The sequence below is a fragment of the Staphylococcus sp. EG-SA-17 genome (assembly GCF_017151845.1).
In the GTDB taxonomy this organism is placed as follows: Bacteria; Bacillota; Bacilli; order Staphylococcales; family Staphylococcaceae; genus Staphylococcus; species Staphylococcus aureus.
Window position 1 is genome coordinate 1 of the sequence record NZ_JACVZO010000022.1, and the last position, 25,570, is coordinate 25,570.

The 25,570-nt window shown below is 35.7% G+C and carries 33 protein-coding genes and 1 pseudogene; all 34 read left to right on the top strand.

Annotation, left to right across the window (positions count from 1 at the left end; all coding sequences use genetic code 11):
- Positions 1-156 (top strand): annotated as a pseudogene (locus IDG65_RS10060) (dUTP pyrophosphatase); the annotation flags it as partial.
- A 36-nt stretch (positions 157-192) separates the two neighbouring features.
- Entirely contained in the window at positions 193-438 is a 246-nt protein-coding gene (locus tag IDG65_RS10065) for a hypothetical protein (protein ID WP_001106583.1), read from the top strand.
- The gene (locus IDG65_RS10070; protein ID WP_001034430.1) at positions 435-635 is read left to right on the top strand and encodes a hypothetical protein; all 201 of its coding nucleotides are present in this window, start codon (positions 435-437) and stop codon (positions 633-635) included. The genes IDG65_RS10065 and IDG65_RS10070 overlap by 4 nt, the downstream gene beginning before the upstream one ends.
- Complete coding sequence (locus tag IDG65_RS10075; RefSeq protein WP_206174088.1) at positions 635-868, top strand: DUF1381 domain-containing protein; 234 nt, start codon at positions 635-637, stop codon at positions 866-868. The genes IDG65_RS10070 and IDG65_RS10075 overlap by 1 nt, the downstream gene beginning before the upstream one ends.
- Before the next feature lie 24 nt (positions 869-892).
- Positions 893-1,129, top strand: coding sequence for a DUF7366 family protein (locus IDG65_RS10080; protein ID WP_000481976.1), 237 nt, complete (start codon positions 893-895; stop codon positions 1,127-1,129).
- Entirely contained in the window at positions 1,119-1,505 is a 387-nt protein-coding gene (locus IDG65_RS10085) for a hypothetical protein (RefSeq protein ID WP_180992527.1), read from the top strand. Before IDG65_RS10080 ends, IDG65_RS10085 begins: the two co-directional genes overlap by 11 nt.
- Entirely contained in the window at positions 1,505-1,678 is a 174-nt protein-coding gene (gene rinB / locus IDG65_RS10090) for a transcriptional activator RinB (RefSeq protein ID WP_148843742.1), read from the top strand. Before IDG65_RS10085 ends, rinB begins: the two co-directional genes overlap by 1 nt.
- Positions 1,679-2,080 carry a hypothetical protein gene (locus IDG65_RS10095; RefSeq protein WP_000286968.1) on the top strand — a complete coding sequence of 134 codons (402 nt, stop codon included), beginning with the start codon at positions 1,679-1,681 and terminating at the stop codon, positions 2,078-2,080.
- A gap of 351 nt (positions 2,081-2,431) precedes the next feature.
- The gene (locus IDG65_RS10100; protein ID WP_000594088.1) at positions 2,432-2,926 is read left to right on the top strand and encodes a terminase small subunit; all 495 of its coding nucleotides are present in this window, start codon (positions 2,432-2,434) and stop codon (positions 2,924-2,926) included.
- Positions 2,919-4,142 (top strand): PBSX family phage terminase large subunit, encoded by a 1,224-nt coding sequence (locus IDG65_RS10105; RefSeq protein WP_206174090.1) that lies wholly within the window; start codon positions 2,919-2,921, stop codon positions 4,140-4,142. Before IDG65_RS10100 ends, IDG65_RS10105 begins: the two co-directional genes overlap by 8 nt.
- Positions 4,139-5,563: a phage portal protein gene (locus IDG65_RS10110; RefSeq protein ID WP_000177426.1), complete on the top strand. Its 1,425-nt coding sequence runs from the start codon at positions 4,139-4,141 to the stop codon at positions 5,561-5,563. Before IDG65_RS10105 ends, IDG65_RS10110 begins: the two co-directional genes overlap by 4 nt.
- The gene (locus IDG65_RS10115) at positions 5,532-6,482 is read left to right on the top strand and encodes a phage head morphogenesis protein (protein ID WP_029549386.1); all 951 of its coding nucleotides are present in this window, start codon (positions 5,532-5,534) and stop codon (positions 6,480-6,482) included. Before IDG65_RS10110 ends, IDG65_RS10115 begins: the two co-directional genes overlap by 32 nt.
- Positions 6,483-6,577: 95 nt before the next feature.
- Positions 6,578-7,162, top strand: a complete 585-nt coding sequence (locus tag IDG65_RS10120; protein WP_001019221.1) for a DUF4355 domain-containing protein — start codon at positions 6,578-6,580, stop codon at positions 7,160-7,162.
- Positions 7,163-7,178: 16 nt separating this feature from the next.
- The gene (locus IDG65_RS10125) at positions 7,179-8,093 is read left to right on the top strand and encodes a phage major capsid protein (protein WP_029549387.1); all 915 of its coding nucleotides are present in this window, start codon (positions 7,179-7,181) and stop codon (positions 8,091-8,093) included.
- Between the two features lie 11 nt (positions 8,094-8,104).
- A complete protein-coding gene (locus tag IDG65_RS10130; RefSeq protein WP_000002931.1) occupies positions 8,105-8,248 on the top strand; it encodes a hypothetical protein in 144 nt (47 codons plus the stop codon).
- Positions 8,249-8,253: 5 nt separating this feature from the next.
- Entirely contained in the window at positions 8,254-8,604 is a 351-nt protein-coding gene (locus IDG65_RS10135; protein WP_000177351.1) for a head-tail connector protein, read from the top strand.
- Between the two features lie 11 nt (positions 8,605-8,615).
- A complete protein-coding gene (locus IDG65_RS10140) occupies positions 8,616-8,951 on the top strand; it encodes a phage head closure protein (protein ID WP_000483041.1) in 336 nt (111 codons plus the stop codon).
- Positions 8,938-9,345: an HK97-gp10 family putative phage morphogenesis protein gene (locus IDG65_RS10145; protein WP_001151323.1), complete on the top strand. Its 408-nt coding sequence runs from the start codon at positions 8,938-8,940 to the stop codon at positions 9,343-9,345. The genes IDG65_RS10140 and IDG65_RS10145 overlap by 14 nt, the downstream gene beginning before the upstream one ends.
- 12 nt (positions 9,346-9,357) lie before the next feature.
- Positions 9,358-9,783, top strand: coding sequence for a DUF3168 domain-containing protein (locus IDG65_RS10150; RefSeq protein ID WP_000270190.1), 426 nt, complete (start codon positions 9,358-9,360; stop codon positions 9,781-9,783).
- Positions 9,784-10,341: a tail protein gene (locus IDG65_RS10155; RefSeq protein WP_000057582.1), complete on the top strand. Its 558-nt coding sequence runs from the start codon at positions 9,784-9,786 to the stop codon at positions 10,339-10,341.
- Positions 10,342-10,407: 66 nt separating this feature from the next.
- Positions 10,408-10,914, top strand: coding sequence for a tail assembly chaperone (locus tag IDG65_RS10160; protein ID WP_000134337.1), 507 nt, complete (start codon positions 10,408-10,410; stop codon positions 10,912-10,914).
- A gap of 179 nt (positions 10,915-11,093) precedes the next feature.
- Positions 11,094-11,243, top strand: a complete 150-nt coding sequence (locus tag IDG65_RS10165; protein WP_000617400.1) for a hypothetical protein — start codon at positions 11,094-11,096, stop codon at positions 11,241-11,243.
- A 3-nt stretch (positions 11,244-11,246) separates the two neighbouring features.
- Complete coding sequence (locus IDG65_RS10170; protein ID WP_000379446.1) at positions 11,247-14,132, top strand: hypothetical protein; 2,886 nt, start codon at positions 11,247-11,249, stop codon at positions 14,130-14,132.
- A gap of 14 nt (positions 14,133-14,146) precedes the next feature.
- Positions 14,147-15,088 (top strand): phage tail family protein, encoded by a 942-nt coding sequence (locus tag IDG65_RS10175; RefSeq protein WP_206174092.1) that lies wholly within the window; start codon positions 14,147-14,149, stop codon positions 15,086-15,088.
- Positions 15,089-15,098: 10 nt separating this feature from the next.
- Positions 15,099-16,985, top strand: coding sequence for an SGNH/GDSL hydrolase family protein (locus IDG65_RS10180; protein ID WP_001122001.1), 1,887 nt, complete (start codon positions 15,099-15,101; stop codon positions 16,983-16,985).
- 12 nt (positions 16,986-16,997) lie between these two features.
- Positions 16,998-18,896 (top strand): phage baseplate protein, encoded by a 1,899-nt coding sequence (locus tag IDG65_RS10185; RefSeq protein WP_000323257.1) that lies wholly within the window; start codon positions 16,998-17,000, stop codon positions 18,894-18,896.
- On the top strand, positions 18,896-20,719 hold the full coding sequence (locus IDG65_RS10190) for a phage baseplate upper protein (protein ID WP_000634521.1): 1,824 nt from the start codon (positions 18,896-18,898) through the stop codon (positions 20,717-20,719). The genes IDG65_RS10185 and IDG65_RS10190 overlap by 1 nt, the downstream gene beginning before the upstream one ends.
- On the top strand, positions 20,719-21,096 hold the full coding sequence (locus tag IDG65_RS10195) for a DUF2977 domain-containing protein (RefSeq protein ID WP_000705893.1): 378 nt from the start codon (positions 20,719-20,721) through the stop codon (positions 21,094-21,096). Before IDG65_RS10190 ends, IDG65_RS10195 begins: the two co-directional genes overlap by 1 nt.
- A 3-nt stretch (positions 21,097-21,099) precedes the next feature.
- Positions 21,100-21,273, top strand: a complete 174-nt coding sequence (locus IDG65_RS10200; protein WP_001790193.1) for an XkdX family protein — start codon at positions 21,100-21,102, stop codon at positions 21,271-21,273.
- Between the two features lie 40 nt (positions 21,274-21,313).
- Positions 21,314-21,613 carry a DUF2951 domain-containing protein gene (locus IDG65_RS10205; protein WP_000466769.1) on the top strand — a complete coding sequence of 100 codons (300 nt, stop codon included), beginning with the start codon at positions 21,314-21,316 and terminating at the stop codon, positions 21,611-21,613.
- A gap of 136 nt (positions 21,614-21,749) precedes the next feature.
- On the top strand, positions 21,750-23,624 hold the full coding sequence (locus tag IDG65_RS10210) for a glucosaminidase domain-containing protein (protein WP_000524043.1): 1,875 nt from the start codon (positions 21,750-21,752) through the stop codon (positions 23,622-23,624).
- 12 nt (positions 23,625-23,636) lie between these two features.
- Positions 23,637-24,809 (top strand): BppU family phage baseplate upper protein, encoded by a 1,173-nt coding sequence (locus IDG65_RS10215; protein ID WP_029052108.1) that lies wholly within the window; start codon positions 23,637-23,639, stop codon positions 24,807-24,809.
- 5 nt (positions 24,810-24,814) lie between these two features.
- Positions 24,815-25,210 carry a hypothetical protein gene (locus tag IDG65_RS10220; protein ID WP_000398862.1) on the top strand — a complete coding sequence of 132 codons (396 nt, stop codon included), beginning with the start codon at positions 24,815-24,817 and terminating at the stop codon, positions 25,208-25,210.
- 55 nt (positions 25,211-25,265) lie between these two features.
- Complete coding sequence (locus IDG65_RS10225; protein WP_000339141.1) at positions 25,266-25,568, top strand: phage holin; 303 nt, start codon at positions 25,266-25,268, stop codon at positions 25,566-25,568.
- The last annotated feature ends 2 nt before the right edge of the window (positions 25,569-25,570 follow it).

Consider the following 25,570-nt stretch of genomic DNA (forward strand, 5'->3'; position numbering starts at 1 on the left):
CCTTTTACTATAAATGATTATTACGAAATATATAAAGGCGACAAACTAGCTCAATTGGTTATCGTGCCTATATGGACACCTGAACTAAAGCAAGTGGAGGAATTCGAGAGTGTTTCAGAACGTGGAGAAAAAGGCTTCGGAAGTAGCGGAGTGTAAAGACATATTAGATCGAGTCAAGGAGGTTTTGGGGAAGTGAATTACATCATTACATTAGTTCTAATGGTTGTATTCATAGTAATATTTAACAATTTACTCAACAGATATATGGTTTTGTACAAAGAATTAGATTTATTTACATGCAGAATTGGCATGTTATTGGCCTTAATCGTTCTAGTAGAATTTGCAAAGCAACAAAATATGTTGGCTACATTGAGTGTTTTACTAATACTTTTATTCGTAGAAAAACTTAGAATCATTCAAAGGAGTGGCGAGAAGTGAATAAGAAGGAAACGTATTATGTTATAGAGGTTAATAAAGGAATTTATTTATATAGAAGTCGTGCTGGTGGATATCATTTCACTTATGATTTTATGAATGCGTCGAAATATTCGGATGCTAGCGATGCTGGTGATATTGCCAGAAAATCAGGTGGAAAAGTGTTGTGTTACACAATTACGCATGAGGTAATAGGCTAATGCAATACTTAGTCACAACATTCAAAGATTCAACAGGACGCAAGCATACACACATAACTCGAGCTAAAAGCAATCAAAGGTTTACAGTTGTTGAGGCAGAGAGTAAAGAAGAAGCGAAAGAGAAATATGAGTCACAAAATACACCTATTGTTTACTACACTAATAATTCTAAAGTGACCTTATTCGAAAGACCTAGTGAAGAAGTATTACGTTCTTTGTTCGAAGAGAAATAAAATCATTAAAGAGGGGAAATAATAATGTTTAATATACCTAAAATGAAATTACCAGAAAAGCACACTGAGGTATTTAAGACGTATAAAAATGGAACACCAGAAGAAAAAGCTAAGATTGAAGATTACTTTATTAAAACTGTCAAAGATGAAGATAGCGAATTTTACAGCCCTATGTTAGCTGGTCTAAACGAACAACAGTTAAAGAGTATGTTGAGACAGGTACTTTTTTTGATTGATACCGGAGATGATAATGATGATTAAAAAACTTAAAAATATGGATTGGTTCGATATCTTTATTGTTGGAATACTGCGATTATTCGGCGTAATCGCACTGATGCTTGTTGTCATATCGCCTATCTATACAGTGGCTAGTTACCAAAACAAAGAAGTACATCAAGGGACAATTACAGATAAATATAACAAGAGACAAGATAAAGAAGACAAGTTCTATATTGTATTAGACAACAAGCAAGTCATTGAAAACTCTGACTTATTATTCAAAAAGAAATTTGATAGCGCAGACATACAAGCTAGGTTAAAAGTAGGCGATAAAGTAAAAGTTAAAACGATTGGTTATAGAATACACTTTTTAAATTTATATCCAGTCTTATACGAAGTGAAGAAGGTAGGTAAATGATGGTTAAACAAATATTAAGACTATTATTCTTATTAGCAATGTATGAGCTAGGCAAGTATGTAACTGAGCAAGTATATATTATGATGACGGCTAATGATGATGTAGAGGCGCCGAGTGACTTCGCAAAGTTGAGCGATCAGTGTGATTTGATGAGGGCGGAGGTGTCAGAATAGATGTATAGCAAAGAGTCAATCGTTAATATGATAGGCACACATAAAATGAAGTGTAATGTGTTAGCTGATGTAATACCGGAATATGATAGCAATTCAATCGCACAGTATGGTATACAAGCGACGTTACCGAAACCACAAGGGGAAAACTCAAGCAAAGTTGAAGATGTTGTTGTGAGGCTTGAAAGAGCAAATAAAAGGTATGCGCAGATGTTAAAAGAAGTTGAGTTTATAAATCAATCACAACAGAGATTAGGACACGTTGATTTTTGCTTCTTAGAGTTGTTGAAGAAAGGTTATAACAGAGATGCAATTATCAAGAAGATGCCTAACTCTAAATTGAACAGAAACAACTTCTTAGCGCGCCGTGATGAGTTAGCAGAAAAGATTTATCTACTACAGTGACGAAAATGACAAAAATGACAGAAATGACGAAAATGACACTATTTTTAAACTGTGAATTAATTTTATATAATTGACTTGTAAGAATTATCTTAAGACGTGGGGTAATAGCCACAACAGATGTTCTCATCGATGTGATTGAGAAGTGACAAACATATAAAAGATGATATGTTACGCTATTAATCACTTACTACCTGCCTATATGGTGGGTAGTTTAATTCTTGCAATTTGAGTCATAACTATTTTCCTCCTTTCACATTTATTGAACGTAGCTCCTGCACAAGATGTAGGGGCATTTTTGTATTTAAATAACTAGAGTAATTAACGTAAAGGCGTGTGATACAGTGAAAACAATTGATTAAATTAACACCGAAGCAAGAAAAGTTTGTGCTAGGACTCATAGAGGGCAAGAGCCAACGGAAAGCATATATTGACGCAGGGTATTCGACTAAAGGTAAGAGTGGGGAATATCTAGATAAAGAAGCGAGTACACTTTTTAAAAATCGGAAGGTTTCCGGAAGGTACGAAAAATTGCGTCAAGAAGTAGCTGAACAATCAAAATGGACACGCCAAAAGGCCTTTGAAGAATATGAGTGGCTAAAGAATGTAGCTAAGAATGACATTGAAATAGAAGGAGTGAAGAAAGCGACAGCTGATGCATTCCTCGCTAGTTTAGATGGTATGAATAGAATGACGTTAGGTAACGAAGTTTTAGCTAACAAGAAAATAGAAACTGAAATTAAGATGCTTGAGAAGAAGATTGAACAAATAGATAAAGGTGACAGTGGAACAGAAGATAAAATCAAACAACTTCACGACGCAATAACGGAAGTGATCGTCAATGAATAAACTTAAATCTTTATATACGGACAAACAAATTGAAATATTGAAGCAAACGCAAAAACGAGATTGGTTTATGTTAATTAATCACGGAGCAAAGCGTACAGGTAAAACAATATTAAACAATGACTTATTTTTACGTGAGTTAATGCGTGTGCGAAAGATAGCAGACGAAGAAGGAATTGAGACACCTCAATATATACTTGCTGGTGCAACATTAGGTACGATTCAAAAAAACGTACTAATAGAGTTAACTAACAAATATGGCATTGAGTTTAATTTTGATAAATATAATTCATTCATGTTATTTGGCGTTCAAGTGGTTCAGACAGGTCACAGTAAAGTAAGTGGTATAGGAGTTATACGTGGTATGACATCGTTTGGTGCATATATCAATGAAGCGTCGTTAGCGCATGAAGAGGTGTTTGACGAGATTAAGTCACGTTGTAGTGGAACTGGTGCAAGAATATTGGTAGATACCAACCCTGACCATCCCGAGCATTGGTTGTTGAAAGATTATATTGAAAATACAGATCCTAAAGCAGGTATACTGAGTCACCAATTTAAGCTCGATGACAATAACTTTCTTAATGATAGATATAAAGAGTCTATTAAGGCTTCAACACCATCAGGTATGTTCTATGAACGTAACATCAACGGTATGTGGGTGTCTGGTGACGGTGTAGTATATGCCGACTTTGATTTGAATGAGAATACGATTAAAGCAGATGAACTGGACGACATACCTATCAAAGAATACTTTGCTGGTGTCGACTGGGGTTACGAGCACTATGGATCTATTGTGTTAATAGGACGAGGTATAGATGGTAACTTTTATTTTATTGAGGAGCACGCACACCAATTTAAGTTTATTGATGATTGGGTGGTTATTGCAAAAGATATTGTATGTAGATATGGCAATATTAATTTTTACTGCGATACTGCACGACCTGAATACATCACTGAATTTAGAAGACATAGATTACGTGCAATTAACGCTGATAAAAGTAAACTATCGGGTGTAGAGGAAGTTGCTAAGTTGTTCAAACAAAACAAGTTACTTGTTCTTTATGATAATATGGATAGGTTTAAGCAAGAGGTATTTAAATATGTTTGGCACCCTACAAACGGAGAGCCTATAAAAGAATTTGATGACGTGTTGGACTCGTTAAGATATGCCATATACACACATACTAAACCTGAACGATTAAGGAGGGGGAAATGACATTGTATAAGTTAATAGATGATATTGAAGCACAAGGAATATTGCCTAAGCATATTGAGGCTCTAATAGAATCACATAAAGACGATAGAGAGAGAATGGTTAATCTCTATAATAGATACAAGACACATATTGACTATGTACCAATATTCAAACGTCGACCAATTGAAGAAAAAGAAGATTTTGAAACTGGTGGAAATGTAAGGCGATTAGACGTGTCTGTTAATAACAAACTTAACAACTCTTTTGACAGCGAAATTGTTGATACACGTGTTGGTTATTTACATGGTGTTCCTGTTACTTATGATTTAGATGAAAACGCAGAAAAAAACGAAAAGTTGAAAAAGTTTATAACCAACTTTGCCATTAGAAATAGTGTTGATGATGAGGATTCTGAAATAGGTAAAATGGCAGCAATTTGCGGATATGGTGCTAGGTTAGCATATATTGATACGAATGGTGATATTAGGATTAAGAATATAGATCCCTATAATGTTATTTTTGTTGGCGACAATATTTTAGAACCTACATACTCATTGCGCTACTTTTATGAAAAAGATGATGATAATGGCACTGATTATGTGTACGCAGAGTTTTACGATAATACTTATTATTATGTATTTCGAGGAGAAGGTATTGACGCTTTGCAAGAAGTTGGACGATATGAACATTTATTTGATTACAATCCATTGTTTGGTGTACCTAACAACAAAGAGATGATAGGAGATGCTGAAAAGGTTATTCACTTAATTGACGCATATGATTTAACAATGAGCGATGCATCAAGTGAGATTAGTCAGACACGTTTAGCATACCTTGTGTTACGCGGTATGGGTATGAGTGAAGAAATGATTCAAGAAACACAAAAGAGTGGCGCATTTGAGTTGTTCGACAAAGATATGGACGTTAAATACTTAACAAAAGATGTAAATGACACAATGATTGAGAACCATTTAGATCGAATCGAAAAGAATATCATGCGTTTTGCAAAGTCAGTAAACTTTAATTCTGACGAGTTTAACGGAAATGTACCTATCATTGGAATGAAACTTAAACTTATGGCTTTAGAGAACAAGTGTATGACGTTTGAGCGTAAGATGACAGCTATGTTGAGGTATCAATTCAAAGTTATTTTATCTGCATTAAAGCGTAAAGGGTACAACTTGGATGATGATAGTTATTTAAACCTGATATTTAAGTTCACTCGTAACATTCCAGTTAATAAGTTAGAAGAATCACAAGTGCTAATTAACCTGAAGGGACAAGTTTCAGAACGAACAAGGTTAGGACAATCACAACTAGTTGATGATGTTGATTACGAATTAGACGAAATGGAAAAAGAAAGCCTTGAATTTAATGACAAATTACCTGACATAGATGAAGGTGACGCAAATGACAAATCCCAAAATAACCAATCAGAATGATATTGATGAGTATATCGAGGGTTTAATCTCTAAAGCAGAAAAACCAATAGAACAACTATTTGCTAATCGACTTAAAGAGATAAAACAAATCATCGCAGATATGTTTGAGAAATATCAAAATGATGATGTGTATGTTACATGGACTGAATTCAATAAATACAACAGGCTCAATAAGGAGTTAACTCGTATAGGTACGATGTTGACTGATGACTATAGGCAAGTAGCTAAGATGATTCAGAAGTCACAAGAAGATGCTTATATAGAAAAATTCCTTATGAGCCTTTATTTATATGAAATGGCGAGTCAAACATCTATGCAGTTTGATGTTCCGAGTAAAGAGGTAATCAAATCAGCTATTGAACAACCTATTGAGTTCATTCGTTTAATGCCAACACTACAAAAACATCGTGATGAAGTATTGAAAAAGATACGTATGCACATTACACAAGGTATTATGAGTGGAGAGGGTTACTCTAAGATAGCTAAAGCAATACGTGATGATATTGGCATGTCTAAAGCTCAATCATTGCGTGTGGCTCGTACAGAAGCAGGCAGAGCAATGTCACAAGCTGGACTTGATAGTGCAATGGTTGCTAAAGATAACGGTTTGAAGATGAAGAAACGTTGGAATGCTACTAAAGATACACGAACACGTGATACTCATCGTCATTTAGATGGGGAATCAGTGGAAATAGACCAAAACTTTCAATCAAGTGGATGTGTTGGACAGGCACCCAAGCTATTTATCGGTGTAAACAGTGCGAAAGAGAATATTAATTGTCGTTGTAAATTACTCTATTACATTGATGAAGATGAATTACCAACTGTGATGAGAGTGCGTAATGATGATGGTGAAAACGAAGTTATACCATTCATGAATTATCGTGAGTGGGAAAAGCACAAGAGGAAAAAGAAATAATACACCTATCGACCTTAGCATGTCGTTAAACTGCTTTTTATTATGCACTTTTCGGACTGTTAGGGTACGCGAAGGGCAAAAAGGAGTTCTGATATATGAATATCGAAGAAGTTAAGTCTTTTTTTGAAGAACACAAAGACGATAAAGAAGTAAAAGATTATCTAAACGGACTTAAGACGGTGTCTGTTGATGACGTTAAAGGCTTTTTAGATACAGAAGAAGGTAAACGATTCATTCAACCTGAATTAGATCGTTATCATTCGAAAGGATTAGAATCATGGAAAGAGAAAAATCTTGAGGATCTAATCGAACAAGAAGTACGGAAGCGTAATCCTGAGCAATCAGAAGAACAAAAACGTATTAGTGCTCTTGAACAAGAGTTAGAAAAACGCGACGCAGAGGCAAAACGTGAGAAGTTAAGAAGTAACGCGCTAGGTAAAGCGCAGGAACTAAATTTACCAACATCCTTAGTTGATAGATTTTTAGGCGATTCTGATGAAGATACTGAGCAAAACTTAAAAGCTTTAAAAGAAACCTTTGACAAGTATGTTCAAAAAGGTGTTGAGTCTAAATTTAAATCGAGTGGAAGAGATGTTAAAGAATCACGAAATCAAGATTTAGACCCTTCAAATGTAAAGTCCATTGAAGAAATGGCGAAAGAAATCAATATTAGAAAATAAAGTGAGGTAATAAAATATGGCAACTCCAACATACACGCCAGCCAATGTTATTTTATCGGATTTTAAAAACGGCGTTATTCCAGCAGAACAAGGTACTTTAATCATGAAAGACATTATGGCTAATTCAGCAATTATGAAATTAGCTAAAAATGAGCCAATGACAGCACAAAAGAAAAAATTTACTTACTTAGCAAAAGGTGTAGGCGCCTACTGGGTATCAGAAACGGAACGTATTCAAACTTCTAAGCCTGAATATGCACAAGCAGAAATGGAAGCTAAGAAAATTGGTGTAATTATTCCGTTATCAAAAGAGTTTCTTAAATGGACTGCAAAAGATTTCTTTAATGAGGTTAAACCTCTAATTGCAGAGGCATTTTACAAAGCGTTTGACCAAGCTGTTATCTTTGGTACTAAATCACCTTACAACACTTCAACTAGTGGTAAACCGCTTGTTGAAGGCGCAGAAGAGAAAGGTAACGTTGTTACAGATACTAATAATTTATACGTAGACCTTTCGGCATTAATGGCTACTATTGAAGATGAAGAGTTAGATCCAAACGGAGTATTAACTACACGTTCATTCAGAAGTAAAATGCGTAATGCTTTAGATGCTAATGACAGACCATTATTTGATGCTAACGGGAACGAGATTATGGGATTACCACTATCTTATACTGGAGCGGATGTATACGACAAAAAGAAATCGTTAGCACTAATGGGTGATTGGGATTACGCACGTTACGGTATCTTACAAGGTATTGAGTATGCAATTTCTGAAGATGCCACGTTAACGACGTTACAAGCATCAGATGCTTCTGGCCAACCAGTATCATTATTTGAACGTGATATGTTCGCTTTACGTGCGACGATGCATATTGCATACATGAACGTTAAACCAGAAGCGTTCGCAACGCTTAAACCAACTGAATAGGAGGAGATATGATGGCTAATCCTGCAGAAGAGATTAAGGTAAAAAAAGACAATATGACTATTACTGTTACAAAGAAGGCGTTTGACTCTTATTACAGTCTTGTCGGTTACAAAGAGGTTAAATCACGCCGTACTACGTCTGATAAGAGCGAGTGATAAAAATGACTCTTTATGAAGATGTTAAACTTTTACTCAAGAAAAATGGAGTGGAAGTTAAAAGTGATGAAGAAGAAATATTTAAGATGGAAGTTGACGGAATACTAGAAGATGTTAGGGATATAACAAACAATGATTTTATGAAAGATGGTCAAGTCATTTATCCTTACTCAATCAAAAAGTATGTCGCAGATGTCCTAGAGTATTATCAACGACCTGAAGTTAAAAAGAATTTAAAGTCAAGAAGTATGGGGACAGTGTCGTACACTTATAACGATGGTGTCCCTGATTACATTAGTGGAGTATTAAACAGGTATAAACGAGCAAAGTTTCATCCGTTTAAACCAATAAGGTAGAGGTGTTGTTTGTGTTTAACCCATACGACGAATTCCCTCACACTATTTCTATTGGAAGTATCAAAAAAGTAGGAGAGTATCCAATTATACAAGAGCGCTTTGTAAGCGATAAAACAATTAAAGGATTTATGGATACGCCTACTACATCTGAACAACTAAAATTTCATCAAATGTCACAAGAATATGACAGAAACCTATATGTACCTTATGACTTGCCAATATCTAAAAACAATTTATTTGAGTATGAGGGTAGAATCTTTAGTATTGAAGGTGATTCTGTAGATCAGGGCGGACAACATGAAATTAAGTTACTACGACTTAAGCAGGTGCCATATGGCAAAAGTTAAGTACGGTGCTGATAGCATGGTTGTTGAATTGGATAAGTTCGATAAGAAAATAGAAGAGTGGGTTAAAAAAGGTATCGCTAAAACAACGATGAAGATATATAACACTGCTGTAGCATTAGCTCCTGCTGACTTAGGATTTTTGAAAGAAAGTATAGACTTTCGATTTGAGAACAACGGTCTAACAGGAGTTATCAATGTAGGTGCAGAGTATAGTGTTTATGTTGAGTACGGCACAGGTATTTATGCCACTAAAGGTAGTCGCGCTAAAAAGATACCGTGGAGTTATAAAGACGCTAACGGTAAATGGCATACTACTAAAGGACAAGCGCCACAGCCGTTTTGGAACCCTGCAATTGACGCAGGACGCAAGACATTCGAGCAGTATTTTTCATAGAGGTGGTTAAATATGTGGGTATCAGTTGAACCTGAACTTACAAATCAAATATATAAAAGATTAATCTCAGACCCTAACATTAACAAAATAGTTGGTGATAGGGTCTTTGACGTTGTTCAAGATGACGCTGTTTACCCATATATTGTTGTGGGTGAATCAAACGTCACTAACAACGAATCTAGTGCAACAATGAGAGAAACAGTTGGTATTGTCATACATGTGTATTCACAGTTCGCTACACAATACGAGGCTAAGCTCATTTTAAGCGCAATAGGCTATGTGCTAAACAGGACTATAGAGATAGAAAATTACGAATTCCAATATAGCCGTATCGATAGTCAAGCAGTATTCCCTGATATAGACAGGTTTACTAAGCATGGCACGATACGACTTTTATTTAAGTACAGACATAAAAAGAAAAACGAAGGAGTGTATTAAATGGCGCAAAAAAACTATTTAGCAGTTGTACGTCCAGCTGAAACTGACTTAGATCCAGTAGAATCTTTATTATTAGCTGACTTACAAGAAGGTGGACATACGATTGAAAATGATTTAGCTGAAATAGTACGAGGCGGTAAAACGGACTATTCTCCCAATGCAATGTCAGAATCATTTAAATTAACAATTGGTAATGTGCCTGGAGATAAAGGAATTGAAGCAGTGAAACACGCTGTACAAACAGGTGGACAGTTGCGTATATGGCTTTATGAGCGTAATAAACGTGCAGACGGTAAACATCACGGAATGTTTGGTTATGTTGTTCCAGAATCATTTGAAATGTCATTTGATGATGAAAGTGACAAAATCGAACTATCATTAAAAGTTAAATGGAATACAGCAGAAGGTGCTGAAGATAACTTGCCGAAAGAGTGGTTTGAAGCTGCAGGTGCGCCTACAGTTGAATACGAAAAATTCGGCGAAAAAGTCGGAACATTCGAGAATCAAAAGAAAGCTAGTGTTGTATCTGATTCACACACGGAAGACCATTCTATGTAAACTAATAGATCAAGGGGGCGTAAGCTCCCTATTTTTTTATAAAAAAATTGAAAAGAGGTATATATTTTGACTGAATTTAATCCAATTACAACATTAAAAATTAATGACGGAGAAAAAGATTACGAAGTAGAAGCAAAAGTAACATTTGCATTTGACCGAAAAGCTGAAAAATTCTCAGAAGATAGCGAAGATGGGAGAAAAGGAGCAATGCCAGGATTCAATGTTATCTTTAACGGTTTGCTAGAATCTAGAAACAAAGCGATTTTACAATTTTGGGAATGTGCTACTGCTTATTTAAAAAACCCACCAACTCGAGAACAATTAGAAAAAGCGATTGATGATTTCATCACTGAAAACGAGGATACTTTGCCGTTATTACAAGGGGCTTTGGACAAACTTAACAATAGTGGTTTTTTCAAGAGGGAGAGTCGCTCGTACTGGATGACATTGAACAAAGCACCGAATATGGCCAAAAGCGAGGACAAAGAAATGACGAAAGCAGGCATAGAAATGATGAAAGAGAATTACAAGGAAATCATGGGCGCAGAACCTTACACGATTACTCAAAAATAAGGCAACTGACAGCTAGATATTTAGGATATATCCCTGAACATGAATTATTAGCACTAACACCTGCTGAATGGCGTGATTGGCTTATTGGTGGTCAGGATAGGTACCTAGATCAAAGACAATTATTAATTGAACAAGCGCAAGCTAACGGCTTAGTACAAGCTTCTAAGAGGCTAACTAGTATGATTCGTGACATTGAGAAACAACGTTACGAAATAAGAGAACCTGGTAGCTATGCTCGTGTACAAAAAGTTAGATTAGAAGAAGAAAAAAGAAGACGTGAACTCTTCAAAGAAGGTACAAGAAAATTCCTTGAATCGAAAGGAGGTTAGCCTTTGGATACTCATTTTATGGCAAAGATTATGGCCAATATTAGAGATTTCCAAAGCAACGTAAGGAAAGCTCAACGATTAGCAAAGACGTCTGTACCAAACGAAATTGAAACAGATGTAAAAGCAGATATTTCAAGATTCCAAAGAGCTTTACAACGCGCTAAAGCTATGGCGCAAAAATGGCGTGAACATAACGTTAAAATAGATGGTAATAATTCACCGTTAAAACGTGCAATTGCTAGTGCAAAAACGATGTTGGCCACGTTACACAACAAAACAATAAAAGTTAATTTCGATACGAGAGGTATGACAAAAACCCAAATTTTAACTAAGGCACTGAATCAGTCCTTAACTGATTATAGTGAGAAAATGGACGCGCTAGCTACTAAAATTCGTACATTTGGTACAATTTTTGCACAACAAGTTAAAGGCTTAATGATTGCTAGTATACAAGCATTGATACCAGTGATTGCCGGGTTAGTACCTGCAATAATGGCAGTACTTAATGCGGTTGGTGTATTAGGTGGTGGCGTTTTAGGTTTAGTTGGCGCATTCTCTGTCGCAGGTCTTGGAGTTGTTGGCTTTGGTGCAATGGCTATTAGCGCTCTTAAAATGGTTGAAGATGGAACATTGGCAGTAACAAAAGAAGTTCAAAACTTTAGAGATGCGAGCGATCAGTTAAAAGATACATGGCGTGATATTGTTAAAGAGAATCAAGCTAAAATATTTAACGCTATGTCAGCAGGATTAAGAGGTATTGCAAGCGCGTTAACTAAAATGAAACCTTTCTTGTCTGAGGTATCAATGTTAGTTGAAGCGAATGTGCGTAAGTTTGAAGAATGGGTCAAAACGTCTAACACTGCAAAAAAAGCGTTCGAGTCGTTGAATACCATCGGTGGGGCTATATTTGGTGATTTATTGAACGCTGCAGGACGATTTGGTGATGGATTAGTCAATATCTTTACTCAATTGATGCCGTTATTTAAATTCATGTCACAAGGTCTGCAAAACATGTCTATAGATTTCCAAAATTGGGCTAATAGTGTAGCAGGACAAAATGCGATACAAGCGTTTATCGAGTACACTAAGACAAATCTACCTAAGATAGGTAAAATATTCGGAAACGTTTTTAAAGGTATTGGTAATTTAATGATTGCGTTCAGTCAAAACAGTTCTAATATTTTTGACTGGCTCGTCGAATTGACAAATAAGTTTAGAGAATGGTCTGAACAAGTAGGGCAATCTCAAGGTTTTAAAGATTTCATCAACTATGTTCAAGAGAATGGCCCAACTATTATGAAATTAATCGGTAACATTGTTAAAGCGTTAGTAGCGTTTGGTAAAGCAATGGCACCTATAGCTAGTAAATTACTAGATTTCATCACCAATCTAGCTGATTTTATCGGTAAGTTATTTGAAACTCATCCGGCAGTAGCTCAGGCTATGGGTATTTTAGGTATATTAGGTGGTGCATTCTGGGCTTTGATGGCTCCGATTGCAGCAGTGAGTAGTGTTTTAAGCAATGTATTTGGTACAAGTTTATTAAGAATTATAAAGAAAATGTTAGATTTAACAGGGATACCGAAATTGTTATCTAAAGCTTTTGCGCCATTAGCTGGTGTGTTTACAAGTATTTCTTGGCCTGTATTACTAGTTATTGCAATTATAGCTGCGTTCATCGGTGTTGTCGTTTACTTATGGAAAACTAACGAGACTTTCAGAAAGAATATGACAAAAGCGTGGGAAGATATCAAAAGCGCTGTTTCTGAAGCGATTCAAGGCGTAATTGATTGGTTAAGTGAACTATGGGATAAAATACAGACCACAATAGAACCAATCAAACCGATATTAGAAGCGTTAGGTAAAGTTTTTATGACTGTGTTAGGCGTTTTAGTGATAGGTGTCATAGTAAACGTAATGAATGTCATTCAAGGATTATGGACAGTGATAAAAATAGCATTCGAAGCTATAGGAACAGTGATATCTGTAGCAGTCCAAATCATAGTAGGATTGTTCACTGCTTTAATTCAGTTGCTTACTGGCGACTTCTCAGGTGCTTGGGAGACTATTAAAACTACGGTTACCAATGTACTTGATACGATTTGGCAATACATGCAATCAGTTTGGGAGTCAATTATCGGCTTTTTAACTGGCGTAATGAATCGAACGCTTTCAATGTTTGGTACAAGTTGGTCACAGATATGGAGTACAATCACTAATTTTGTTAGCAGTATTTGGAACACTGTTACAAGTTGGTTCAGTCGTGTTGCTTGGAGTGTAGCTGAAAAAATGGGACAAGCATTAAACTTTATTATCACAAAAGGTTCTGAATGGGTTTCTAACATTTGGAATACAGTTACAAGTTTCGCGAGTAAAGTAGCTGATGGGTTTAAAAGAGTTGTCTCAAATGTAGGTGACGGTATGAGTGATGCACTTGGTAAGATTAAAAGTTTCTTCAGTGATTTCTTAAATGCCGGAGCGGAATTAATCGGCAAAGTAGCTGAGGGTGTAGCCAATGCTGCGCACAAAGTAGTCAGCGCGGTAGGCGATGCGATTTCATCAGCTTGGGACTCTGTAACTTCATTCGTAAGTGGACACGGTGGAGGTAGTAGCTTAGGTAAAGGTTTAGCGGTATCGCAAGCAAAAGTAATTGCTACAGACTTTGGCAGTGCCTTTAATAAAGAGCTATCCTCTACTTTGACAGATAGTATAGTAGATCCTGTAAGTACTTCTATAGACAGACACATGACTAGCGATGTTCAACATAGCTTAAAAGAAAATAATAGACCTATTGTGAATGTAACGATTAGAAATGAGGGCGACCTTGATTTAATTAAATCACGCATTGATGACATGAACGCTATAGACGGAAGTTTCAACTTATTATAAGGGAGGTTTGTTAGTTGATAGCGCACGATATAGAAGTAATAAGGAATGGTTCACAGTATCGCGTCAGTGACAATCCTTTCACTTATAATCACTTGGAAGTAGTTGAATATAACGTTACAGGCGCAGGATATCATCGTAACTATTCTGATATAGAGGGTATTGATGGTAGATTTCATAATTACGCTAAAGAAGAACTTAAAAAAGTAGAGCTTAAGATAAGGTATAAAGTACCTAAAATTGCTTATGCTTCACATTTAAAGTCAGACGTCCAAGCACTATTTGCTGGACGTTTTTATTTAAGGGAATTAGCTACACCAGACAATTCAATTAAGTATGAGCATATATTAGATATACCAAAAGACAAACAAGCATTTGAGCTTGATTATGTTGATGGACGACAACTTTTTGTAGGACTAGTAAGTGAAGTTTCTTTTGACACAACACAAACATCAGGGGAATTTTCTTTGTCGTTTGAAACAACCGAACTACCATACTTTGAAAGTGTCGGTTATAGTACTGATCTTGAAAGTAATAACGACCCTGAAAAATGGTCGGTACCTGATAGATTGCCTACAAACGAAGGTGATAAGAGGCGTCAAATGATATTTTACAACACTAACTCAGGAGAAGTTTATTATAACGGTGATGTTCCTTTAACACAGTTTAATCAGTTTAATGTTGTTGAAATAGAGTTAGCTGAAGATGTTAAAGCTAATGATAAGGATGGATTCACTTTCTATACAGATAAAGGAAATATCTCAGTTATTAAGGAAGTTGATTTAAAAGCCGGAGATAAAATAATCTTCGACGGTAAACATACCTATAGAGGTTATTTAAATATAGATTCTTTTAATAAAACTTTAGAACAACCGGTTTTATATCCAGGCTGGAATCGATTCAAGTCTAATAAAGTAATGAAACAAATTACATTTAGACACAAATTATATTTTAGATAAGGAGTAGCCTATGCCAATTTTATTAAAAAGTCTACAGGGTGTAGGGCACGCTATTAATGTTAGTACAAAGGTAAGTAAAAAGCTAAATGAAGATAGTTCTTTGGATCTAACTATTATCGAGAACGCGAGTACGTTTGACGCAATAGGTGCTATAACTAAAATGTGGACGATCACTCATGTTGAAGGTGAAGATGATTTCAACGAATATGTAATTGTCATACTTGATAAGTCTACTATTGGCGAAAAAATAAGGCTTGATATCAAAGCTAGGCAAAAAGAACTTGATGACCTTAACAATTCTAGGATTTACCAAGAGTATAACGAAAGTTTTACAGGCGTTGAGTTCTTCAATACTGTCTTTAAAGGAACGGGTTATAAGTATGTATTACATCCAAAAGTAGATGCATCTAAATTCGAGGGATTAGGCAAAGGAGATACACGATTAGAAATCTTTAAAAAAGGACTTGAGCGTTATCATCTCGAATATGAATACGATGCAAAGACTAAAACGTTTCATTTGTATGATGAATTATCTAAGTTTGCCAATTATTACATTAAAGCTGGTGTGAATGCTGATAACGTCAAAATACAAGAAGATGCATCTAAATGTTATACCTTTATTAAAGGTTATGGTGATTTTGATGGACAACAGACTTTTGCAGAAGCGGGACTACAAATTGAATTCACTCATCCATTAGCACAATTGATAGGTAAAAGAGAAGCGCCACCGCTTGTTGATGGACGTATTAAAAAAGAAGATAGTTTAAAAAAAGCAATGGAGTTATTGATAAAGAAAAGTGTCACTGCTTCTATTTCCTTAGACTTTGTAGCGTTACGTGAACATTTCCCAGAAGCTAACCCTAAAATAGGTGATGTTGTTAGAGTGGTGGATTCTGCCATAGGATATAACGACTTAGTGAGAATAGTCGAAATCACTACACATAGAGATGCGTACAATAATATCACTAAGCAAGATGTAGTATTAGGAGACTTTACAAGGCGTAATCGTTATAACAAAGCAGTTCATGATGCTGCAAATTATGTTAAAAGCGTAAAATCTACAAAATCCGACCCATCTAAAGAACTAAAAGCATTAAACGCAAAAGTTAACGCAAGTTTATCTATAAATAATGAATTGGTTAAGCAGAATGAAAAAATAAACGCTAAAGTCGATAAGATGAATACTAAAACAGTTACAACTGCTAATGGTACGATCATGTACGACTTTACTAGTCAATCAAGTATAAGAAACATCAAATCAATTGGAACGATTGGCGACTCTGTAGCTAGAGGGTCGCACGCAAAAACTAATTTCACAGAAATGTTAGGCAAGAAATTGAAAGCTAAAACGACTAATCTTGCAAGAGGTGGCGCAACAATGGCAACAGTTCCAATAGGTAAAGAAGCGGTAGAAAACAGCATTTATAGACAAGCAGAGCAAATAAGAGGAGACCTAATCATATTACAAGGCACTGATGATGACTGGTTACATGGTTATTGGGCAGGCGTACCGATAGGCACTGATAAAACGGATACAAAAACGTTTTACGGTGCCTTTTGTTCTGCAATTGAAGTTATTAGAAAGAATAATCCAGATTCAAAAATACTAGTGATGACAGCTACAAGACAATGCCCTATGAGTGGTACAACAATACGCCGTAAAGACACGGACAAAAACAAACTAGGGTTAACACTTGAGGACTATGTAAACGCTCAAATATTAGCTTGTAGTGAGTTAGATGTACCAGTGTTTGACGCATATCACACAGATTACTTTAAGCCATACAATCCAGCTTTTAGGAAAGCGAGCATGGAGGACGGCTTACACCCTAACGAAAAAGGTCACGAGGTTATTATGTACGAGTTAATCAAGGATTATTACAGTTTTTACGACTAAAGGAGGCAACCAATGGCTTACGGATTAATTACAAGTTTACATTCAATGACAGGTCGGAAAATAGTTGCTCAACATGAGTATAACTATCGCTTGTTAGATGAAGGTATGAGCAAACTTGAGAAAATGTTTATATACCATCAAAAAGAAGAAATATACGCACACTCAGCGAAACAAATTAAATACTTGAATGACAGTGTTGAAGATTATTTAACGTATTTAAATGGCCGTTTTAGCAATATGATTCTAGGCCATAACGGCGACGGTATCAATGAAGTAAAAGACGCGCGTATTGATAATACAGGTTATGGTCATAAGACATTGCAAGATCGTTTGTATCATGATTATTCAACACTAGATGCTTTCACTAAAAAGGTTGAGAAAGCTGTAGATGAACACTATAAAGAATATCGAGCGACAGAATACCGATTCGAACCAAAAGAGCAAGAACCGGAATTTATCACTGATTTATCGCCATATACAAATGCAGTAATGCAATCATTTTGGGTAGACCCTAGAACGAAAATTATTTATATGACGCAAGCTCGTCCAGGTAATCATTACATGTTATCTAGATTGAAGCCCAACGGACAATTTATTGATAGATTGCTTGTTAAAAACGGCGGTCACGGTACACACAATGCGTATAGATACATTGATGGAGAATTATGGATTTATTCAGCTGTATTGGACAGTAACAAAAACAACAAGTTTGTACGTTTCCAATATAGAACTGGAGAAATAACTTATGGTAATGAAATGCAAGATGTCATGCCGAATATATTTAACGACAGATATACGTCAGCGATTTATAATCCTATAGAAAATTTAATGATTTTCAGACGTGAATATAAAGCTTCTGAAAGACAAGCTAAGAATTCATTGAATTTCATTGAAGTAAGAAGTGCTGACGATATTGATAAAGGTATAGACAAAGTATTGTATCAAATGGATATACCTATGGAATACACTTCAGATACACAACCTATGCAAGGTATCACTTATGATGCAGGTATCTTATATTGGTATACAGGTGATTCGAATACAGCCAACCCTAACTACTTACAAGGTTTCGATATAAAAACAAAAGAATTGTTATTTAAACGACGTATCGATATTGGCGGTGTGAATAATAACTTTAAAGGAGACTTCCAAGAAGCTGAGGGTCTAGATATGTATTACGATCTAGAAACAGGACGTAAAGCACTTTTAATAGGGGTAACTATTGGACCTGGTAATAACAGACATCACTCAATTTATTCTATCGGCCAAAGAGGTGTTAACCAATTCTTAAAAAACATTGCACCTCAAGTATCGATGACTGATTCAGGTGGACGTGTTAAACCGTTACCAATACAGAACCCAGCATATCTAAGTGATATTACGGAAGTTGGTCATTACTATATCTATACGCAAGACACGCAAAATGCATTAGATTTCCCGTTACCGAAAGCGTTTAGAGATGCAGGGTGGTTCTTGGATGTACTGCCTGGACACTATAATGGTGCTCTAAGACAAGTACTTACCAGAAACAGCACAGGTAGAAATATGCTTAAATTCGAACGTGTCATTGACATTTTCAATAAGAAAAACAACGGAGCATGGAATTTCTGTCCGCAAAACGCCGGTTATTGGGAACATATCCCTAAGAGTATTACAAAATTATCAGATTTAAAAATCGTTGGTTTAGATTTCTATATCACTACTGAAGAATCAAAACGATTTACTGATTTTCCTAAAGACTTTAAAGGTATTGCAGGTTGGATATTAGAAGTAAAATCGAATACACCAGGTAACACAACACAAGTATTAAGACGTAATAACTTCCCGTCTGCACATCAATTTTTAGTTAGAAACTTTGGTACTGGTGGCGTTGGTAAATGGAGTTTATTCGAAGGAAAGGTGGTTGAATAATGATAGTAGATAATTTTTCGAAAGACGATAACTTAATCGAGTTACAAACAACATCACAATATAATCCAATTATTGACACAAACATCAGTTTCTATGAATCAGATAGAGGAACTGGTGTTTTAAATTTTGCAGTAACTAAGAATAACAGACCGTTATCTATAAGTTCTGAACATGTTAAAACATCTATCGTGTTAAAAACCGATGATTATAACGTAGATAGAGGCGCTTATATTTCAGACGAATTAACGATAGTAGACGCAATTAATGGGCGTTTGCAGTATGTGATACCGAATGAATTTTTAAAACATTCAGGCAAGGTGCATGCTCAGGCATTCTTTACACAAAACGGGAGTAATAATGTTGTTGTTGAACGTCAATTTAGCTTCAATATTGAAAATGATTTAGTTAGTGGGTTTGATGGTATAACAAAGCTTGTTTATATCAAATCTATTCAAGATACTATCGAAGCAGTCGGTAAAGACTTTAACCAATTAAAGCAAAATATGGCTGATACACAAACGTTAATAGCAAAAGTGAATGATAGTGCGACAAAAGGCATTCAACAAATCGAAATCAAGCAAAACGAAGCTATACAAGCTATTACTGCGACGCAAACTAGTGCAACACAAGCTGTTACAGCTGAAGTCGATAAAATAGTTGAAAAAGAGCAAGCGATTTTTGAACGTGTTAACGAAGTTGAACAACAAATCAATGGCGCTGACCTTGTTAAAGGTAATTCAACAACAAATTGGCAAAAGTCTAAACTTACAGATGATTACGGTAAAGCAATTGAATCGTATGAGCAGTCCATAGATAGCGTTTTAAGCGCAGTTAACACATCTAGGATTATTCATATTACTAATGCAACAGATGCGCCAGAAAAGACGGATATAGGCACGTTAGAGAAGCCTGGACAAGATGGTGTTGATGACGGTTCTTCGTTCGATGAATCAACTTATACATCAAGCAAATCTGGTGTGTTAGTTGTTTATGTTGTTGATAATAATACTGCTCGTGCAACATGGTACCCAGACGATTCAAACGATGAGTACACAAAATACAAAATCTACGGCACATGGTACCCGTTTTATAAAAAGAATGATGGAAACTTAACTAAGCAATTTGTTGAAGAAACGTCTAACAACGCTTTAAATCAAGCTAAGCAGTATGTAGATGATAAATTCGGAACAACGAGCTGGCAACAACATAAGATGACAGAGGCGAATGGTCAATCAATTCAAGTTAACTTAAATAATGCGCAAGGCGATTTGGGATATTTAACTGCTGGTAATTACTATGCAACAAGAGTGCCGGATTTACCAGGTAGCGTTGAAAGTTATGAGGGTTATTTATCGGTATTCGTTAAAGATGATACAAACAAGCTATTTAACTTCACACCTTATAACTCTAAAAAGATTTACACACGATCAATCACAAACGGCAGACTTGAGCAACAGTGGACAGTTCCTAATGAACATAAATCAACGGTATTGTTCGACGGTGGCGCAAATGGTGTAGGTACAACAATCAATCTAACTGAACCGTACACAAACTATTCTATTTTGTTGGTAAGTGGAACTTATCCAGGTGGCGTTATTGAGGGATTCGGACTTACCGCATTACCTAACGCGATTCAATTGAGTAAAGCGAATGTAGTTGACTCAGACGGCAACGGTGGCGGTATTTATGAGTGCTTACTATCCAAAACAAGTAGCACTACTTTAAGAATAGATAACGATGTGTACTTTGATTTAGGTAAAACATCAGGTTCTGGAGCGAATGCCAACAAAGTTACTATAACTAAAATTATGGGGTGGAAATAATGAAAATCACAGTAAACGATAAAAACGAAGTTATCGGATTCGTTAATACTGGCGGTTTACGCAATAGTTTAGATGTAGATGATAACAATGTGCCTATTAAATTTAAAGAAGAGTTCGAACCTAGAAAGTTTGTTTTCACTAACGGCGAAATTAAATACAATAGCAATTTCGAAAAAGAAGACGTACCGAATGCATCAAACCAACAAAGTGCGTCAGATTTAAGTGATGAGGAACTTCGCGGAATGGTTGCAAGTATGCAAATGCAGATGACGCAAGTGAACATGTTGACAATGCAATTGACGCAACAAAACGCTATGTTAACACAACAGTTGACCGAACTGAAAACTAACAAAACAAATACTGAGGGGGACGTTTAAATGATGAAGATGATTTATCCAACTTTTAAAGACATTAAAACTTTTTATGTGTGGGGTTGCTATAAAAATGAGCAAATTAAGTGGTACGTAGACATGGGTGTAATCGACAAAGAAGAATATGCATTGATCACTGGTGAAAAATATCCAGAGGCAAAAGATGAAAAGTCACAGGTGTAATGCTTGAGGCTTTTTAATTTAACACAAAGTAGGTGGCGTAATGTTTGGATTTACCAAACGGCACGAACATGAATGGCGAATTAGAAGATTAGAAGAGAATGATAAAACAATGCTTAGCACTCTCAATGAGATTAAATTAGGTCAAAAAACTCAAGAGCAAGTTAACATTAAATTAGATAAAACTTTAGATGCTATCCAGAGGGAAAGACAGATAGACGAAAAAAATAAGAAAGAAAACGACAAAAATATACGCGATATGAAAATGTGGATTCTCGGTTTGATAGGGACTATCTTCAGTACGATTGTCATAGCTTTACTAAGAACTATTTTTGGTATTTAAAGGAGGTGATTACCATGCTTAAAGGGATTTTAGGATATAGCTTCTGGGCGTGCTTCTGGTTTGGTAAATGTAAATAACAGTTAAGAGTCAGTGCTTCGGCACTGGCTTTTTATTTTGATTGAAATGAGGTGCATACATGGGATTACCTAACCCAAAGACTAGAAAGCCTACAGCTAGTGAAGTGGTGGAGTGGGCAAAGTCGAATATTGGTAAGAGGATTAATATAGATAATTATCGGGGCAGTCAATGTTGGGATACACCTAACTTTATTTTTAAAAGATATTGGGGTTTTGTAACATGGGGCAATGCTAAGGATATGGCTAATTACAGATATCCTAAGGGTTTCCGATTCTATCGTTATTCATCTGGATTTGTACCGGAACCTGGAGACATCGCAGTTTGGCACCCTGGCAACGGAATAGGTTCGGACGGACACACCGCAATAGTAGTAGGACCATCTAATAAAAGTTATTTTTATAGCGTTGACCAAAACTGGGTTAATTCTAATAGTTGGACAGGTTCTCCGGGAAGTTTAGTAAGACACCCTTATGTAAGTGTTACAGGCTTTGTCAGACCTCCATATTCAAAAGATACTAGCAAACCTAGTAGTACTGATACAAGTTCAGCATCAAAAGCCAATGACTCAACAATTACTGGCGAAGCGAAGAAACCGCAATTTAAAGAAGTTAAAACAGTAAAATACACTGCTTACAGCAATGTTTTAGATAAAGAAGAGCACTTCATTGATCATATAGTTGTAATGGGTGATGAACGCTCAGATATTCAAGGATTATATATAAAAGAATCAATGCATATGCGTTCTGTAGACGAACTGTATACGCAAAGAAATAAGTTTATAAGCGATTATGAAATACCGCATTTATATGTCGATAGAGAGGCTACATGGCTTGCTAGACCAACCAATTTTGATGACCCGCGTCACCCTAATTGGCTAGTTATTGAAGTATGTGGTGGTCAAACAGATAGCAAACGACAATTCTTATTGAATCAAATACAAGCGTTAATACGTGGTGTTTGGTTATTGTCAGGGATTGATAAAAACTTATCTGAAACGACGTTAAAGGTAGACCCTAATATTTGGCGTAGTATGAAAGATTTAATTAATTACGACTTGATTAAGCAAGGTATACCGGATAACGCAAAGTATGAGCAAGTTAAAAAGAAAATGCTTGAGACATACATTAAACGAGATATATTGACACGAGAAAATATAAAAGAAGTAACGACAAAAACAACAATAAGAATTAGTGATAAAACATCAGTTGACAGTGCGTCCACACGAGGCCCTACTCCATCAGACGAAAAACCAAGCATCGTTACTGAAACAAGTCCATTCACATTCCAGCAAGCACTGGATAGACAAATGTCTAGGGGTAACCCGAAAAAATCTCATACATGGGGCTGGGCTAATGCAACACGAGCACAAACGAGCTCGGCAATGAATGTTAAGCGAATATGGGAAAGTAACACGCAATGCTATCAAATGCTTAATTTAGGCAAGTATCAAGGCATTTCAGTTAGTGCGCTTAACAAAATACTTAAAGGAAAAGGAACGCTCGACGGACAAGGCAAAGCATTCGCGGAAGCTTGTAAGAAAAACAACATTAACGAAATTTATTTGATCGCGCACGCTTTCTTAGAAAGTGGATACGGAACAAGTAACTTCGCTAATGGTAGATACGGTGCATATAATTACTTCGGTATTGGTGCATTCGACAACGACCCTGATTATGCAATGACGTTTGCTAAAAATAAAGGTTGGACATCTCCAGCAAAAGCAATCATGGGCGGTGCTAGCTTCGTAAGAAAGGATTACATCAATAAAGGTCAAAACACATTGTACCGAATTAGATGGAATCCTAAGAATCCAGCTACCCACCAATACGCTACTGCTATAGAGTGGTGCCAACATCAAGCAAGTACAATCGCTAAGTTATATAAACAAATCGGCTTAAAAGGTATCTACTTCACAAGGGATAAATATAAATAAAGAGGTGTGTAAATGTACAAAATAAAAGATGTTGAAACGAGAATAAAAAATGATGGTGTTGACTTAGGTGACATTGGCTGTCGATTTTACACTGAAGATGAAAATACAGCATCTATAAGAATAGGTATCAATGACAAACAAGGTCGTATCGATCTAAAAGCGCATGGCTTAACACCTAGATTACATTTGTTTATGGAAGATGGCTCTATATTCAAAAATGAGCCCCTTATTATCGACGATGTTGTAAAAGGATTCATTACCTACAAGATACCTAAAAAGGTTATCAAACACGCTGGTTATGTTCGTTGTAAGCTGTTTTTAGAGAAAGAAGAAGAAAAAATACATGTCGCGAACTTTTCTTTCAATATCGTTGATAGTGGTATTGAATCTGCTGTAGCAAAAGAAATCGATGTTAAATTGGTAGATGATGCTATTACGAGAATCTTAAAAGATAACGCGACAGATTTATTGAACAAAGACTTTAAAGAGAAAATAGATAAAGATGTCATTTCTTACATCGAAAAGAATGAAAGTAGATTTAAAGGTGCGAAAGGTGATAAAGGCGAACCGGGACAACCTGGTGCAAAAGGTGAAGCAGGTAAAAAAGGAGAACAAGGCGCACCCGGTAAAAACGGTACTGTAGTATCAATCAATCCTGACACTAAAATGTGGCAAATTGATGGTAAAGATACAGATATCAAAGCAGAACCTGAGTTATTGGACAAAATCAATATCGCAAATGTTGAAGGGTTAGAAGATAAATTGCAAGAAGTTAAAAAAATCAAAGATACAACTCTCAACGACTCTAAAACGTATACGGATTCAAAAATTGCTGAACTAGTTGATAGCGCGCCTGAATCTATGAATACATTAAGAGAATTAGCAGAAGCAATACAAAACAACTCTATTTCAGAAAGTGTATTGCAACAGATTGGCTCAAAAGTTAGTACAGAAGATTTTGAGGAATTCAAACAAACACTAAACGATTTATATGCTCCAAAAAATCATAATCATGATGAGCGGTATGTTTTGTCATCTCAAGCTTTTACTAAACAACAAGCGGATAATTTATATCAACTAAAAAGCGCATCTCAACCGACGGTTAAAATTTGGACAGGAACAGAAAATGAATATAACTATATATATCAAAAAGACCCTAATACACTTTACTTAATTAAGGGGTGATTTTTATGGAAGGTAATTTTAAAAATGTAAAGAAGTTTATTTACGAAGGTGAAGAATATACAAAAGTATATGCTGGAAATATCCAAGTATGGAAAAAGCCTTCATCTTTTGTAATAAAACCCTTACCTAAAAATAAATATCCGGATAGCATAGAAGAATCAACAGCAAAATGGACAATAAATGGAGTTGAACCTAATAAAAGTTATCAGGTGACAATAGAAAATGTACGTAGCGGTATAATGAGGGTTTCGCAAACTAATTTAGGTTCAAGTGATTTAGGAATATCAGGAGTCAATAGCGGAGTTGCAAGTAAAAATATCAACTTTAGTAATCCTTCAGGGATGTTGTATGTCACTATAAGTGATGTTTATTCAGGATCTCCAACATTGACCATTGAATAATTTTAAACGACTAATTTTTTAGTCGTTTTTTATTTTGGATAAAAGGAGCAAACAAATGGATGCAAAAGTAATAACAAGATACATCGTATTGATCTTAGCATTAGTAAATCAATTCTTAGCGAACAAAGGTATTAGCCCAATTCCAGTAGACGATGAAACTATATCATCAATAATACTTACTGTAGTCGCTTTATATACAACGTATAAAGACAATCCAACATCTCAAGAAGGTAAATGGGCAAATCAAAAATTAAAGAAATATAAAGCTGAAAATAAGTATAGAAAAGCAACAGGACAAGCGCCAATTAAAGAAGTAATGACACCTACGAATATGAACGACACAAATGATTTAGGGTAGGT